Source organism: Collinsella sp. wc0583, assembly GCF_046116915.1.
Lineage (GTDB): Bacteria > Actinomycetota > Coriobacteriia > Coriobacteriales > Coriobacteriaceae > Collinsella.
This window is the reverse complement of record NZ_JBJXBN010000008.1, coordinates 1-14,294: the sequence shown is the minus strand read 5'-3', so window position 1 is coordinate 14,294 and position 14,294 is coordinate 1. Positions and strand designations below refer to the sequence as shown.

Annotated in this window: 11 protein-coding genes; 7 read left to right on the top strand and 4 right to left on the bottom strand. The window is 58.6% G+C overall.

Annotated features, from left to right (window positions below; genetic code table 11):
* Positions 1-33: 33 nt before the first annotated feature.
* Positions 34-1,794, bottom strand: coding sequence for a PTS lactose transporter subunit IIBC (locus ACKUUJ_RS07990; protein ID WP_022094682.1), 1,761 nt, complete (start codon positions 1,792-1,794; stop codon positions 34-36).
* 176 nt (positions 1,795-1,970) lie between these two features.
* On the bottom strand, positions 1,971-3,419 hold the full coding sequence (gene lacG / locus ACKUUJ_RS07985) for a 6-phospho-beta-galactosidase (RefSeq protein WP_006234822.1): 1,449 nt from the start codon (positions 3,417-3,419) through the stop codon (positions 1,971-1,973).
* A gap of 344 nt (positions 3,420-3,763) precedes the next feature.
* On the opposite strand from lacG (ACKUUJ_RS07985), the gene ACKUUJ_RS07980 reads away from it, so the two are divergent.
* A complete protein-coding gene (locus ACKUUJ_RS07980; RefSeq protein ID WP_040358938.1) occupies positions 3,764-4,792 on the top strand; it encodes a LacI family DNA-binding transcriptional regulator in 1,029 nt (342 codons plus the stop codon).
* Positions 4,793-5,059: 267 nt separating this feature from the next.
* On the opposite strand, the gene lacG (ACKUUJ_RS07975) is transcribed toward ACKUUJ_RS07980, so the two are convergent.
* Together lacG (ACKUUJ_RS07975) and ACKUUJ_RS07970 are read right to left on the bottom strand one after the other, a co-directional pair.
* On the bottom strand, positions 5,060-6,499 hold the full coding sequence (gene lacG, locus ACKUUJ_RS07975; RefSeq protein ID WP_152068508.1) for a 6-phospho-beta-galactosidase: 1,440 nt from the start codon (positions 6,497-6,499) through the stop codon (positions 5,060-5,062).
* A 66-nt stretch (positions 6,500-6,565) separates the two neighbouring features.
* On the bottom strand, positions 6,566-8,341 hold the full coding sequence (locus ACKUUJ_RS07970) for a lactose/cellobiose PTS transporter subunit IIB (RefSeq protein WP_409065245.1): 1,776 nt from the start codon (positions 8,339-8,341) through the stop codon (positions 6,566-6,568).
* 357 nt (positions 8,342-8,698) lie between these two features.
* Here ACKUUJ_RS07970 and ACKUUJ_RS07965 point away from each other — a divergent pair, with 357 nt between their 5' ends.
* From ACKUUJ_RS07965 to ACKUUJ_RS07940, 6 genes are all read left to right on the top strand, one after another.
* Positions 8,699-9,703 carry a LacI family DNA-binding transcriptional regulator gene (locus ACKUUJ_RS07965; protein ID WP_409065244.1) on the top strand — a complete coding sequence of 335 codons (1,005 nt, stop codon included), beginning with the start codon at positions 8,699-8,701 and terminating at the stop codon, positions 9,701-9,703.
* Between the two features lie 214 nt (positions 9,704-9,917).
* Positions 9,918-10,256 carry a PTS lactose/cellobiose transporter subunit IIA gene (locus ACKUUJ_RS07960; protein ID WP_006234827.1) on the top strand — a complete coding sequence of 113 codons (339 nt, stop codon included), beginning with the start codon at positions 9,918-9,920 and terminating at the stop codon, positions 10,254-10,256.
* 507 nt (positions 10,257-10,763) lie between these two features.
* A complete protein-coding gene (locus tag ACKUUJ_RS07955) occupies positions 10,764-11,729 on the top strand; it encodes a hypothetical protein (protein WP_409065243.1) in 966 nt (321 codons plus the stop codon).
* Positions 11,730-12,032: 303 nt separating this feature from the next.
* The gene (gene lacA / locus ACKUUJ_RS07950) at positions 12,033-12,461 is read left to right on the top strand and encodes a galactose-6-phosphate isomerase subunit LacA (RefSeq protein ID WP_117635790.1); all 429 of its coding nucleotides are present in this window, start codon (positions 12,033-12,035) and stop codon (positions 12,459-12,461) included.
* A 63-nt stretch (positions 12,462-12,524) separates the two neighbouring features.
* Positions 12,525-13,049 (top strand): galactose-6-phosphate isomerase subunit LacB, encoded by a 525-nt coding sequence (gene lacB, locus ACKUUJ_RS07945; protein WP_117583544.1) that lies wholly within the window; start codon positions 12,525-12,527, stop codon positions 13,047-13,049.
* A gap of 198 nt (positions 13,050-13,247) precedes the next feature.
* Positions 13,248-14,183, top strand: coding sequence for a hexose kinase (locus ACKUUJ_RS07940; protein WP_409065242.1), 936 nt, complete (start codon positions 13,248-13,250; stop codon positions 14,181-14,183).
* Positions 14,184-14,294 lie beyond the last annotated feature (111 nt).

Here is a 14,294-nt window from a genome sequence, read left to right as displayed (position 1 = left end):
TATTGTCTGCAAGCGGCAGGTGGTGTCAGCGTCTTATGCCTCGAGGTTTTCCTCGATCCAGGCGACGGCACCCTTGGGATCCTTAGTGAGGTCGATGTACTGTTTGCCCTTGGGCGACAGCAGCGTGATGCCCAGGCGGTCGGTGTCGGCCTTCATCTCGTTGTAATAGGTGCGAACCTGCGGAGCCAGGACGATGACGTTGTACTGGTCCATGATGGCGTAGTGGCTGCCGTAGGCACCGGCGTTGGCGGTAATGTCGATGCCCAGCTCGTCGGCGCCTTCCTTAAGCGCGTTGGCGAGCAGTGCAGAGGTGCCGGCGCCAGCGCACAGAACCAGAACCCTCAGATCCTTGCCCTTAAGGGCGGACGGAGCTGCGGAGGCCTCAGTGGCAGAAGCGGTCTCGACAACAGGAGCCTCAACGGCGGGGGCGGCAGCGGTCTTGACGGCCTTGGTCTCCTCGGCCTCTTCTTCGGCCAGGGTCTCGGCCTCCTGCTTGCACAGGACGTTGTCGTAGGCCTTGCAGAACGGGTAGTAGATCAAGAAGTCAACGACCAGCAGGACGACAACCAGGACCAGAGAGATCGGCTGGAAGTTGGTGTCGATGAAGGTGCCGATCGGTCCGGGGAGTGCCCACGGCATGGCATAGATAAAGCCGTTCATGCCCAAAAAGTCGATGAAGAACTTACCAATGAGGACGTTGGCCACGGGGGCAAACAGGAACGGGATCAGGAAGTACGGGTTGAGGATGATGGGCGCGGCGAACAGCAGCGGCTCGTTGACGGCGAACATCACGGGCACGACAGAGGCTTTGCCGACGGCCTTGAGCTGCTTGGAGCGCATAAAGAGCAGGAAGATGATCGGGACAATGAACGTGGCGCCGGTGCCGCCGAGTTCGCCGATGTAGTTACCGAAGTTTTCGGTCAGGGCGAGGGCGGGGTGACCGCCGGCCTGCAGCGTGGCGAGGTTGGTGGTGATGTTGCCAAACAGCGCGGCGTTGAGGGCAGGCTTAACGACCGAGGGGCCGTGGATGCCCATGAACCAGAACAGCGGGATCATGAACCAGATGAGGGCGAGGCCGGCGTAGGAATCGGCAGCGGCGAACAGCGGGCTCACCAGCGTGGAGATGACGTTGGCAAACGGGACGGCCAAGCAGGTGCGGCAGATAACGTCGATGACGGCGACAAACAGGATGGAGAAGCTGAAGGCGAAGATGTCGCGGAAGTTCTGGGCGATGGCGCCGGGGACTTCTTTGGGCAGCTTGATGGTGATGTCTCGCTTAATGCAGAAGGCATAGATGTTGACCGTGGCAAATGCGGCGACAAAGGAGCTCAGCAGGCCCTTGGTGCCCATGTTGTCGGTAAAGAACACCGAGACATCGGCGCCGTCGATCTTGGCACTCGTCTGGGTAACGGCCAAGATGAGCATAGCGCACATGGCGGCGACCATGGTGCTCGTGGCGTTGATGGCCTTGCCGGCAGGCATGCGGCGGTTCTTGGAGCCGGTCAGCGCGCTTGCGGTGGTGCCGGCGACCATGATGCCCACGACGCCCATCGTGAAGTTGTAAACCTTGTTGCAGAAGTTCACGACGTCGACGTTCCACCAGTCGGGCAGCGTAAAGCCGCCGACCGTGGCGACAACGCCCGGCAGGGTCGAAATAAGCAGGAAGACAGAAGAAGACAGGATAATGGGCATTGCTGCCAAAAAGCCGTCTTTAATGGCCTGAAGGTAGATGTTCTTAGAGACCTTGTCGAAGTACGGCTGACCTTTCTCCAAGAACTTAACGATCGATTCCATAGTTCACGCTCCTCTTTGCATGAAATCTTAATGGCATGGACGTTGAAAACCTATATGGTCTCCCGCTTGCTAAAAGCCCGGGTGCAGGCGGGGCCGGTCCCAGGGGGAGAGAGGGGAGCGGCTGGGTTTGTATCGCATAGGGCCGCTCCCTTCTCGGGGGAAAGCGAGGCGATGCGCTACTGCGCGTCCGCCATAGTGTCGGCGAGCTCCTTGTACCAGAGTGCCGACTGCTTGATGTAGCGTTTTTGCGTGTCGAAGTCGATGTAGAACAGGCCGTAGCGCTTGTTATAGCCATTGGCCCACGAGAACTGGTCCTGCAGGCTCCAGATAAAGTAGCCCTGGACGTCGACGCCCTCGGCGCGCGCCTGGAGCACCTTCTCCATGTGCTGGTCGACAAAGTCGATGCGCTCGGGATCGGCGACGATGCCGTTTGCGTCGGGCTCGGGGTCCTTGTGGCCCAGGCCGTTTTCGGTGATATAGATGACGGGGAGGTTGGGATAGGTGGCGCTGATGTGCTTGAGCGTGTCGTAGAGGCCTTGCGGGTAGATGAGCCAATCCCAGTCGGTGGTGGGGATACCCGGCATATCGACCTGCTGCCCGACGCCCTTAAACTTAAAGCACGAGGTGCCCTTGTCTCCGGTGCCGTTAAAGCTGTTGGTTGACTCGCCATCGTAGGCGGCGATAAACGCCGACTGATAGTAGTTGAGGCCGAACATATCGTTGCGGGGCGCCGCCTTGGCGAGCTCCTCCATGTCGCTGTCCTCAACCGTAAGTGTGGCGTTGTTGGCACGCAGAATCTCGTTGATGAGTGAGAGGGTGCGCGCGGAGTAGTGACCCAGGAAGGCGCCGTCCATGATGAAGTCGGTGTAGAAGGCGTTGTACAGGTCGGCGGCGTGCTGGTCGGCGGGCGAGTCGGTGGCAGGATATGCCGGCGTCAGGACGTTGACCATGCCAATGCGTCCGCCCAGGTGCTCGGTCTCGTCAAGATCCTTATACAGGTTGACGGCGCGGGCGTGGGCAACGAGCTCGTTGTGCTGGCTCTGGATGCCGCTCGTCACATCAAAGTGATGGTTGGGCGGGAAGTTGCCTTGGATGTATTGGGAGTGCGAGAGGCTGATGAGCTCGTTGATGGTGAACCAATTCTTGACCTCGCGGAACTCGCGGAAGCAGAACTCGGCATAGCGCACATAGGCGTCGACGGTCTTGCGGTTGAGCCAGTCGCCCTGGTTGAACAGGGCGGCGGGGGAGTCAAAGTGATGCAGGGACACATAGGGCTCGACGCCATACTTTTTGCAGCAGGCGAACAGCTCGTGGTAGTGCTTAACGCCCTCGGCGAGGGGTTCGGCATCGTCGCCGTTGGGGAAGATGCGGGTCCAGGCGATGGACACACGAATGGCGTTGAGTCCATGCTCGGCAGAAAGGCGGATATCCTCCTCGTAGCGGTTGTAGAAATCACTGGCCGGGTCGGGCAAAAAGCGACCCTGGGCGACAAGGTAATCGTCCCACATGGTCTTACCCTTGCCTGCCACCTTCGTGGAACCTTCCGTTTGGTACGCGGCGGTTGCGGCGCCCCAAACAAAGCCCTTCGGCAGCTGCTGTACGCGGTTTAGCAAAGACATATGCATACACCCTCTCGTCTCGCTGTTCGATATTGTGCGTTTGCGCTCAGGAGGCTCCCTGGTTAGCGTTCAGCGGTGAAAAAGCCCGATAAACACTATCTTAAAATGATTAGAACCAAAATGAGCACGTGAACATTTGACAATGAGCACGTTAACATCCGGCTGGGATGTATAGAAACAAAACAACTTCAAACAGCCGCGAACGGTTGTATTTGTTCGGTAAGCGGTTTTGATTGACAGAAGTTTTCATGTTGTGGTATATGGCTCGGGTATCATGAGCACGTTATCAATGTATGTACGATGCGCCATGGGCGCGGGGAATAGTTGGGAAGCAGGTTAGCGTGGAAGGCATGGATCAGCAGACAAGGAATGGTCGTTCGGCGAGCGCGGCAGAGGTTGCGGCGCTCGCTGGCGTGAGCCGCCAGACTGTGTCTCGCGTGGTCAACGGTATGCCCAACGTGACGGAAAAGACGCGCAAGCGTGTGCTGGCCGCCATGGAAGAGCTGGGCTTTCGTCCCAATTTTGCTGGAGCGGCGTTGCGCGGCGGGTCGTATCGTTCTATTGGCCTGTGCATGTACAACATCACACGTGTCGGTAACCTGGCGACGCTCGAGGGTATCATGCAAGCGGCGCGCGAGCACGATTTTGCCGTCACTATGATCGAGATGGGCGGCGACAAGCCCTATGCACTTGCCGATGCCTCGCGCCGCATGGTCGAGCGACCCGTCGACGGCATGATTCTCAACATGAACCGCATGGCTCCCGATTTTGAGGAGTTTGTTCCCCAGCCGGGAGTGCGAACGGTCATCCTGTCCATGTATGCGCATCCGCGCTGCACGACGATCGACTCCGACCAGTATGGTTCGTGCGAGCTGTTGACCAATTATCTGCTGGAACATGGTCACTCGAATATGCGGTTTGTGGCGGGTCCGGAAAACTCGATTTCCTCGCGTTTTCGTGAGGCCGGTTGGCGCGATACGCTGGGTCGTGCTCATGTCGATGCCGCTCCGATGCTGCGTGGCGATTGGAGTGCGGACAGTGGGTACGCCATGGGCGAGCGGATTGCGGCCGAGGTGCTTGCCGGCGGGTCGCAGGCGCCGACTGCCGTGCTTGCGGCAAATGACCAGATGGCGCTGGGCGTTATCGCCGCGCTCGAGAACGCGGGCCTGTCCGTGCCCGACGACGTGAGCGTGGTTGGTATCGACGACGCACTCGAGGGACTTGTTCCTCACAATCGGCTGACGACGCTGCGATTTGATTTGCGCGGTGTCGGTAAGCTTGCGTTTGAGGCGGCGATTGGAGAGAGCTCGTCTATCGAGGCGATTCATGTGCCGAGTACGCTGGTCGAACGCTCGACTGTTAGGGACATACGGGGTTAGGTCCTACTCCGTTTGTCTCGATTTGTAACAGGTAGACGGTCAAAAGCGGGCTACGTGTTACAGATTTAGATTCTTCGGAAAGAGCAATCCTGTTCGTCTCAATCTGTAACAGCTAGGACCAAAAAACTCGGCTAGATGTTACAGATCGAGACAAACGGCTCCCGACCAGCCCAAAAACAAAAAGACCGGGGGCGGCGCGCCGTGTGACGTGCCGCCCCCGGCTGAGAAATGGGGACAGGTTGTGTGAGCGGGCAACCCCGCCAGCCACTAGTCCAGACGACGGGTCTGCGCCACGTGCTTGTACCAGTAGGCGCTTGCCTTGGGCGTGCGCTTCTGGGTTTCAAAGTCAACGTAAAAGAAGCCGTAACGCTTGTTGTAGCCATTGGTCCAGGAGAACTGATCCTGCAGGCTCCACAGGAAGTAGCCGCCCACGTTGACGCCCACCTCCATGGCCTTGAGCAGCCAACGCAGGTGCTGCTCGATGTAGTCGATGCGCGGCTGGTCGTCCACAAAACCGTCCTTGTAGGGGTCCTTGTAGCCCATGCCGTTCTCGGTGATGAAGATCTGCTTGTAGTTGGGGTAGCGCTGTTTAATGTAGACGAGCAGATCGAACAGGCCCTCGGGATAGATGATCCAGTCCCAGTCGGTGGTGGGGATGCCAGGCTTGTTCACATGCTCGCCAATGCCCTTAACGCGCCAGCGGCCGGTGCCCTTCTCTCCCGTACCGTTGTGGTGCAGGTCGTTTTCGCCATCGTAGGCCTTCAAGAAGCGGCACTGGTAGTTGTTAACGCCCAGGTAGTCGTTGTAGAGCGCGGCCTCGCGCATGATTTCCAGATCCTCGTCCAAGATCTCGATGGTGCCGCCCGAGACGGCGGCCAGGCGGTTGGCGCACTCGAGGGTGTCGGGCGCGTAGTCGCCGCGGAAGGTGGCGTCGAGCAAGAACTGGTTTTGCAGCACGTGCTCGTTGTTGGCGGCTTTGATGTCGGCGGGGTCGTTCTCGTTGAGCGGATACTTAAACTCCAGCGACTGAATGACGCCAATCTTGCCCTTAAAGCCGCCGTTGTGGAAGGCCAGCACTGCCTTGGCGTGGGCGAGCATCATGTTGTGCTCGCACTGGAAGGCCTCGGCAAGATGCGCCTTGACGCCACCGGGGAAGGTGCCCTCGATGTAGGTGTTGGAGGCGTCGGCCCAGATCTCGTTAAAGGTGAACCAGTAGGTCACCTGGTCGGCGTACTCCTTAAAGCAGAAGGTGGCAAAGTCCACAAAGGCGTCGATGGTCTCGCGGTTGAGGAAGTCGCCCTTCTCAAAGAGAGGAAGCGGCGTGTCAAAGTGATGCAGCGTGACGAACGGCTCAACATGGTGCTTATGGCACTCGGCGAAGAGATCGTGGTAGAACTGGACGCCCTCGGGGTTGATTTCGCCGGTACCGTTGGGGAAGATGCGGCTCCAGGCGATGGAGAGGCGAATGCCGTTGATGCCAAACTCTTCGCACAGCTCCAAGTCGACGGGGTACTGGTTGTAGAAGTCCGAAGCGGGATCGGGGGAAAAGCGCCCCTGGGCCTCCAGGAAGTCGTCCCAGGCAACCTTGCCCTTACCGTGGGTGCGGGTCTCGCCCTCTACCTGGTAGGCAGCGGTGGCGCCGCCAAAGACAAAGTCCTCGGGAAACTGCGTAGGCGGGTTGGTGACGCTAGCAGGGTTAACGGACATGATGATCCAATCGTCTAAATCGAAGGGCCAGCCGGTCTTGGATGGTCGGCTGGCCCTGAGCGTTACTTACTTCGAGAGTTGCTCGGAGACGAAGGCGAGAGACTTATCGCCGTTCTGGGAGAGCTCGATGTACTGCTTGCCACGGCAGGCGACGCACTTGTTGCCCACGCGTTCGCAGTCCTTCTGCAGGTCGGCCAGGTAGCTGGCGGCCTGCGGGGCCAGGACGACCAGGTCAAAGTCGGGGAGCATGTCGACATGGTTGCCATATGCCTCGGCAGCGGTTTCAAGATCGATGCCGCGCTCCTTGGCAGCCTTGGCCAGTGCGTTGGCGAGCAGGCCCGAGGTTCCGCCGCCCTGGCAGAGCACGAGCACGCGCTTGCCGTTGAGGTCGCTGGCGGTCGTTGCCTCGGCAGCGGGTGCTGCAGAAGCGGCGGGGGAGTCGGCCTTCACGGCCTCGGCGGCAGCGCCGGCGGCAACGCTCTTGGCGTCAGCCTTGCCCTGGAAGGCATCGTTGAGCTTGGCGGCCTTCTCGGCGTTCTTGGCGGCGAGCTCCTCTTGGGAGATCTCGGCCTCCTCGGCGCACTTCTGGGCGTCATAGGCACGGAAGAACGGGTAGTACAGAACGAAGTCGACGACCAGGATAAGGGCGAGCATCACAAAGGCGAGCGGCTGGAAGCCCAGGCCCATGATGGTACCGATGGGGCCGGGGACGGTCCAGGGCAGGGTGTACATAAAGCCGTTCATGCCCAAGAAGTCGATAAAGATCTTGAGGATCCAGATGTTGGCGATCGGGGCAAAGACAAACGGGACAAAGAAGACGGGGTTGAGCACGATGGGTGCGGCGAACAGCAGCGGCTCGTTGACGGCAAAGCACACGGGAACGATAGCGGCCTTACCGACGGCGCGCATCTCCTGGGACTTGGCCAGGAAGCAGAACATAAAGACCAGGACGAGCGTGGCGCCGGTGCCGCCCATGCAGACGACGAAGTACTGGGCACCCTGGGTCAGGACAGCGGAAGCGTGCTGGCCAGCCTGGAATGCGGCCAGGTTGTCGGTCATGTTGGCAACAAGGGCGGCGGCGATGGCGGGCTCGACGATCGAGGGGCCGTGGACGCCGACGAACCAGAACAGGCTCATGGCGCCGTAGATCACAGCGAGGCCGATGTAGCCATCGGCAGCGGTGAACAGGGGCTGGAACACTTGGATGACGCCCTGAGCAAAGCAGAAGCCAAAAGCAGCGCGGAAGACGATGTCAAAAACCCAAAAGACGGTGATGCAGACGGAGAAGGGGATGATGTCCTTAAAGGTCTGCGAGATGTTGGGCGGAACCTGCTCGGGCATCTTGACGGTGATGTTGCGCTTAATGAAGAACTTGTAGATGATGCCGGTCACAAACGCAGCGATAAAGGCGGTCAGCAGGCCTTTGGAACCAAGGTAGGTGGTGTTGAAGCCGCTGGCGGCGTCCGTGGCGATGGTGTCGCTCGAAAGGAGCAAGAAGCCGATGATGGCCGCACACATGCACGAGATGAAGTTGATCTGGTTGTTCTTGGGTAGATCGCGGTTCTGGGCGTCGGCGAAGTGCTTGGCCGTGGTGGCGGCGCAGACGATGGCCAGGATGCCCATGGAGTAGTTGTAGCATTTCCACAGGGCGTTGTTGATGTCATCGGGCCAGTAGAAACCCCAGATGTTGGGGACCGAGGCTACCAGGCAGAAGATGGACGAGAAGATGATGATGGGGATGACGGAGATAAAGCCGTCGCGAATCGCCTTGAGGTACTTGTTGCGGGCGATCGCGTTGAAAAAGGGCTGGCCTTTTTCGATGGTGGCGATGAGTTGCTCCATGCAATGCTCCTAAGAGTCGGTGGGTTAGCAACGATGGTAGCTTTTGGCGTTCGGTTGCCAAAATGTTGACGTTGCCATTTTGCGACACAAAAAAAGACGCGAACCGGTGGTTCCTGTGCCTGCGAACCGTCGATTCCTTATGCGTAAACGTTTGAGCCGCCCGGTGGCTCTGTGTTTGCGCAATGGCAACGTTAACATTTGGGAGCCAAAAGCCGTTTGGGGAAGCAAAAATGTCGGTGAACGGTAGGTTTTGGGTGGTGAGCGTATGGTGGGGGAGGCGTTGGATATACTTGAAGGCGTTAAAAATGACTGCGTAGGGTGCCACCAATGGCATCGTCGACATAGAAAGATCGACCTATGGCCGCTGTTAAAAAATCGGTTTCCGTTAAGGATGTGGCGCGTCTCGCGGGCGTCTCGGAGCAGACAGTCTCGCGCACCGTCCACGATTCGCCCAGCGTACGCCCTGAGACCAAGGAGCGCGTGCGCGCCGCCATGCGCGAGCTGGGGTATCGCCCCAATTTTGCCGGTCGATCGCTGCGCCGTGGCAAGTTTAAGACCGTCGGCGTCGCCATGTTCAACATTACCGGTACCGGCAACCTCGACCGTATGGAGGGCTTTGCCGCCGCCGCCGATAAGCACGGCTACGCCATCACCCTCACTAAAGTAGATGGACATCCCTATACCCTCGAGAGCGCATCGTCGCGCATGAGCGCGCTGCCGGTAGACGGCGTGGTCGTGATCATGAATCGCATGCCGGCGGACTTTGGCACCTTCGAGCCGCTGCCCGGTATGCAGACGGTGCTCGTTACGATGTTGGAGCACCCGCTGTGCTCTACGGTCGATAACGACCAGTTCGATTGCTCGCGCCAGGTGGTCGAGTACTTGCTGGGGCAGGGGCACAAGACCGTGCACTTTATCTCGTGTCCCGAGCGCTCGCTTTCGGGCATGCAGCGCGAGGAAGGCTGGCGCGAGACATTGCGCGCACATGGTATTGAGCTGCCGCGACTCATCCGTGGCGATTGGACGGCGCAGAGCGGATATGCCGCAGGCCAGGCTCTGGCGGACGATCCGACCTGTACTGCCATCTATGCCTCCAACGACGCCATGGCCTACGGCTGCATTCGCGGGCTCGAGTCGCGCGGAAGGCGTGTGCCCGAGGACGTGAGCGTGGTGGGTGTTGGTGACAGCCTGGGCGATATCGTGCCCGACCGTCGCCTGACCACCGTGCGCTTTGACAACAGGCGTGTCGGCATGTGGGCAGTCGATAAGATCGCCGGTGCCGAGGGGGGTGCGTCTGGCGTGGAGCACATGCTGATCCCCGGCGTGCTCGTAGAGGGCGATACGGTGCGCGATTTGCGCTAGGGCGCGGTCCTGTTTGGGTTTCCGTTAATAATGTTTGATATTGTTCGAAATGGTTTGGAAACCGTTCACGGGCGAAAATTGACCGTTCATAGCTTGAAATTATGTTTTGCGTTGTTCTTTTTTGTTTGAATGTTAATGTTTCTGCCATACAGAACGCAGCGCGTATGCCCGGACGCGATGCTCTCCATTGGTTCATATGTGAAAGGAACGCAATATGGCAACCAAAGAAGAAATCTCGATGGTTGGATTCGAGATCGTCGCATACGCAGGTGACGCCCAGACCGATCTGCTTGCAGCGCTCGATGCTGCTCGCGAGGGTGATTTTGAGAAGGCCGAGCAGCTGCACAAGGATGCCAGCGATGCGCTCATCGGTGCCCACGACACGCAGACCAAGCTGCTTTCGCAGGAGGCCGGCGGTGGCGAGATGGAGATGACCTTCATCATGGCTCACGCTCAGGACACTCTCATGACCACTATGATCCTGGAGAAGCAGACCCGCTTTACCATCGATGCCTACAAGCGCATCGCCGAGCTCGAGGCCAAGCTCGCCTAACGAGCCCGCACAACCAAGTCCCCTTCCAAAAGCTCTGCCGCAAACTCGCGACAGGGCTTTTTCTTTTTACCCGGCACTTGGGGACGTTCCTTATCTGCCGGCAGTTAGGGACACTCCTGCCATGCATTTGATCCTTTGAGGATGGAAGAAAACGGGTTATTAGGTTTGTTGCGGTGCCGACTCGACCCGTCGGTTACAAAACTATGCCGGTTTACTACGATGAATCGTATTCTTTCAACTATGGAAAGAACAGCGTTATCAAAGCCGCAGGTAGAAAGCTTGCCATTTTCTGCTAATAGCAAATGTGGTCGGTCCTATCGGTTTTACGGTAGTAAACCGGCATAGTTTTGAAATGGCACTGTTCGACTGGCAGCGTTATGGAGCTTCTGCACGCCCCCCGTTCGGTTTTTCGCTGGATGGGTATACTTTCACCCGCAATACAGGCCGGAATGAGGAGGTATCCAAATGCCGGATAACGGGTCAATACAAAAAAGAGGTGCGCACGAGATGGCCCATGGGCGTCCTGTCCAGATAACTGAGCATACGACGGTAGCCGAGCTACAGCCCAGCCTGTCCGATATTGTGTGCGCAAACAAAAAGCTACAGATTGGCTTTATCGTTGCACTCGTGGTACTGGCGCTGCTGTCGGGTTTTGTAGCTCGTCCGCATTTCGCCGATACCAAAACATGGGACTCCACCATCGAGGTTATCGACCAAAAGAAGGGCAACGTTTTGGCGCTCACGACCTCGTGCGTCGCCCTATCTGCGGGTATCACTGCGCTGCCGGGCGATACGGGAACGCCAGTCGCCGAGCAGCTCGCACAGCTTTCAGGCAACCTTGGTATCGTGCTTGCCGTGCTATACCTAGAGAAATATTTGCTTACGATTTTGTGGTCGGTTGGCCTGGGCATCCTGATCCCGTTTGCGCTGGTGCTCTTTGCGATCTCACTTGGCATTCACGGACGCTGGAGCACGAGCACAGTCATTCGCCGCGTGGCAACGCGTGTGCTGGTGGTCGCCATAATTGGCATGGTGTTGGTGCCTGCAAGCGTATGGGTGTCGCAGAAGGTCGATGAAACGTATCGCGTAAGTATTGAGCAAGCTCAGCAAAAGGCTGCGGATGCGGCAGATAGCGACAGCTCCAAAGCAAGCAAGAAAAAGACCGAGTCCACAGAGTCCAAGAATGTGCTTGAGCAGCTTGCCGAAGGCGCCTCGGGTCTTGTCACGTCGGTGACCAGCGGCGCCAAGCAGATGACCGATGAGATTGTGCAACAGGTGACCGATCTGATCGAAGGCGTCATCGTGATGATCGTGACCTCGTGTGTTATCCCATTGCTGGTGCTCGCGGCGTTTCTGTGGCTGGGACACACGCTGTTGGGGATCGATATTTCCGGTCCAGCGAGCTATTTGACGGGCCGCTTTCTGAGTACTCCGTCCAAGCACACCAAAAAGGTGGGCAGTCCGAGTAACTAAAACAGCTGTATATACCGGGGCATACCGCCGAAGGGCGGCCGAGACACGTTCTCGGCCGCCCTTTTGTTTGTTGAGCACATGGTCGCTACGTTCGCGCCGGGCCCAAACGGTCGCCAATCATCCGCGAACGGTATTTGTTCAAAAAAGAACAAAGACAAACAAATTATTGTTGCAGTCTCTGTTCGAATGTGTTCAAATAAACATGAACAGTGAAGAACCGCACATTCAGATGCCCGGACCTGAACGCGATTCAACACTTCCAAACAGAAACTGCGCACCTGCGTATCTCTCAAGGAGGATGTCATGAGGGTTGTAATCGCTTCCGATGCCGACGGTATGTCGATGAAGGAGTCCATCAAGGAGATGCTCATCGCCGACGGTCACGAGGTCGTCGACTATTCCGAGATCCCTGCCGCGGACTTTGTCGATTCCGCGACCGCCGTTGCCAAAGACCTGCTGGAGCACAAGGATTCCCAGGGCTTTGCATTCGATAAGTACGGCGTCGGCTCCTATATGGCCGCCGTCAAGATCAAGGGCATGGTCGTCGCCAACATTTCCGATGAGCGTTCCGCCTACATGACCCGCGAGCACAACGGCTCGCGCATGGTCACCATGGGCCCGGGCGTTGTGGGCACCGAGGTCGCCAAGAAGATCGCCCGCGAGTTCCTGCGCGCCCAGTACGCCGGCGGTCGTCACCAGATCCGTGTCGACATGCTCAATAAGATGGCCTAACGAGAGCCACCGAGAACTCGAACTTCTATCTCAACTTGTGAATTCAGACGAAAGGACGTTCTGATGAAGAAGACCATCGCAATCGGTTGCGACCATATCGTTACGGACGAGAAGATCTATCTGGCCGACCGCCTGGAGCAGGCTGGCTACAAGGTGCTTGACTGCGGTACCTACAGCCACACCCGTACGCACTATCCCATCTACGGTAAGGCCGTGGGCGAGGCTGTTGCCAGCGGCAAGGCCGACTTTGGCGTGGCCCTGTGCGGCACCGGCATCGGCATCACCAACGCCGTCAACAAGGTTCCCGGCGCCCGCTGCGCCCTGGTTCGCGACATGACCTCTGCCCTGTATGCCCGTCGCGAGCTCAACGCCAACATCGTGGGCTTTGGCGGCAAGATCACTGGCGAGTTCCTGATGGCCGACATCATGCTTGCCTTCCTGGAGGAGCCCTACGACAAGACCCCCGAGCACGATGCCCTGATTGCCAAGATCGATGCCTGCAATAAGGCCGACGCCGAGGCTCAGGCTGACCCGCACTTCTTTGACGAGTTCCTGGAGAAGTGGGACCGCGGCGAATACCACGACTAGTGGGGTTCCGGCGTTCTACCGAACGCCAGACCAGTCGACGCTGCGAAGCCATCTGGCGGGCGAGCTGCTCCGATAACACTTTTGCTTGCTGAGCTTGTGTGCTTCGTTTTGGCGGTACCTGGCATTCTGCAGCTTTTTAATTGACGGCTCGCGTTTCTGTGATGGGGCGCGGGCCGGTTTTCTAAACAGGAGTCCAACATGATTCTGACCGTTACCATGAACCCGTCGATTGATACGCGCTATCAGCTCGACAAGCTGATCATCGACGATGTTAACCGTGTGACGCCCGAAAAGACCGCTGGCGGCAAGGGCCTCAAGGTGAGCCGCGTGCTGCTGCAGCTGGGCGATGACGTGCTCGCGACCGGTCTGCTTGGCGGTCACATGGGTGCCTATATGGCCGAGCTTATGGATGCCGACGGCGTCAAGAACGACTTTATGCCCATTGCCGGTGAGACGCGCATCTGCCTGAATATTCTGCACGAGGGCAATCAGACCGAGCTGCTGGAGAGCGGCCCGCAGATTGCGCCCGCCGAGCTCGAGGCCTTTACGGCCAAGTTTGCCGAGCTTGCAGCGAAGGCGGACGTTGTGACGCTTTCGGGCTCACTGCCGCGTGGCGTCGATGCCGGCTACTATGCCGAGCTCGTCAAGATCGCCGAGGAGGCGGGCGCCAAGGTGCTGCTCGACACCTCGGGTGCATCGCTGGAAGCCGTGCTGGAGTCCGACGCTAAGCCCGAGCTCGTAAAGCCCAACCTGACCGAGATTAACGGCCTGCTGGGTACGTCCTTTACGACCGATGATGTCGATGCCCTGCGCGAGGCGCTTGCCGCCGATGGCCGCTTTGCCGGTATTCCCTGGGTTGTCGTTTCAATGGGCGCTGCCGGTTCGGTGGGCTTCCACGAGGGCCGCGCGTTCCGCGCCAAGACGCCCGCGATTGCGGCTGTGAACGCGACAGGTTCCGGCGACTCGACCATCGCCGGCTTTGCGCATGCCATTGCTGCTGGTGCCGACGACATCACGGTGCTCAAGACCGCCAATACCTGCGGCAAGCTCAACGCCATGGATCCCAAGACCGGCCACCTGGTCATGGACCGCTGGGACGAGATCTACAACAGCGTTGTCGTGACTGAACTGTAGGGTTACGCGGTTTTACCAAACCGCGTAACGGCTCGACGCTGCAAACGCCCCTAAGCGGCAATCTGACGTTCAATCGTCGGGCATGACCAAAAGGTCAATGCCCTCCTCTTT

Coding starts and splice junctions, on each gene's coding strand:
- ACKUUJ_RS07990 (WP_022094682.1), bottom strand. CDS start 1,794: ATGGAATCGATCGTTAAGTTCTTGGAGAAAGGTCAGCCGTACTTCGAC.
- lacG (WP_006234822.1), bottom strand. CDS start 3,419: ATGCATATGTCTTTGCTAAACCGCGTACAGCAGCTGCCGAAGGGCTTT.
- ACKUUJ_RS07980 (WP_040358938.1), top strand. CDS start 3,764: ATGGATCAGCAGACAAGGAATGGTCGTTCGGCGAGCGCGGCAGAGGTT.
- lacG (WP_152068508.1), bottom strand. CDS start 6,499: ATGTCCGTTAACCCTGCTAGCGTCACCAACCCGCCTACGCAGTTTCCC.
- ACKUUJ_RS07970 (WP_409065245.1), bottom strand. CDS start 8,341: ATGGAGCAACTCATCGCCACCATCGAAAAAGGCCAGCCCTTTTTCAAC.
- ACKUUJ_RS07965 (WP_409065244.1), top strand. CDS start 8,699: ATGGCCGCTGTTAAAAAATCGGTTTCCGTTAAGGATGTGGCGCGTCTC.
- ACKUUJ_RS07960 (WP_006234827.1), top strand. CDS start 9,918: ATGGCAACCAAAGAAGAAATCTCGATGGTTGGATTCGAGATCGTCGCA.
- ACKUUJ_RS07955 (WP_409065243.1), top strand. CDS start 10,764: ATGGCCCATGGGCGTCCTGTCCAGATAACTGAGCATACGACGGTAGCC.
- lacA (WP_117635790.1), top strand. CDS start 12,033: ATGAGGGTTGTAATCGCTTCCGATGCCGACGGTATGTCGATGAAGGAG.
- lacB (WP_117583544.1), top strand. CDS start 12,525: ATGAAGAAGACCATCGCAATCGGTTGCGACCATATCGTTACGGACGAG.
- ACKUUJ_RS07940 (WP_409065242.1), top strand. CDS start 13,248: ATGATTCTGACCGTTACCATGAACCCGTCGATTGATACGCGCTATCAG.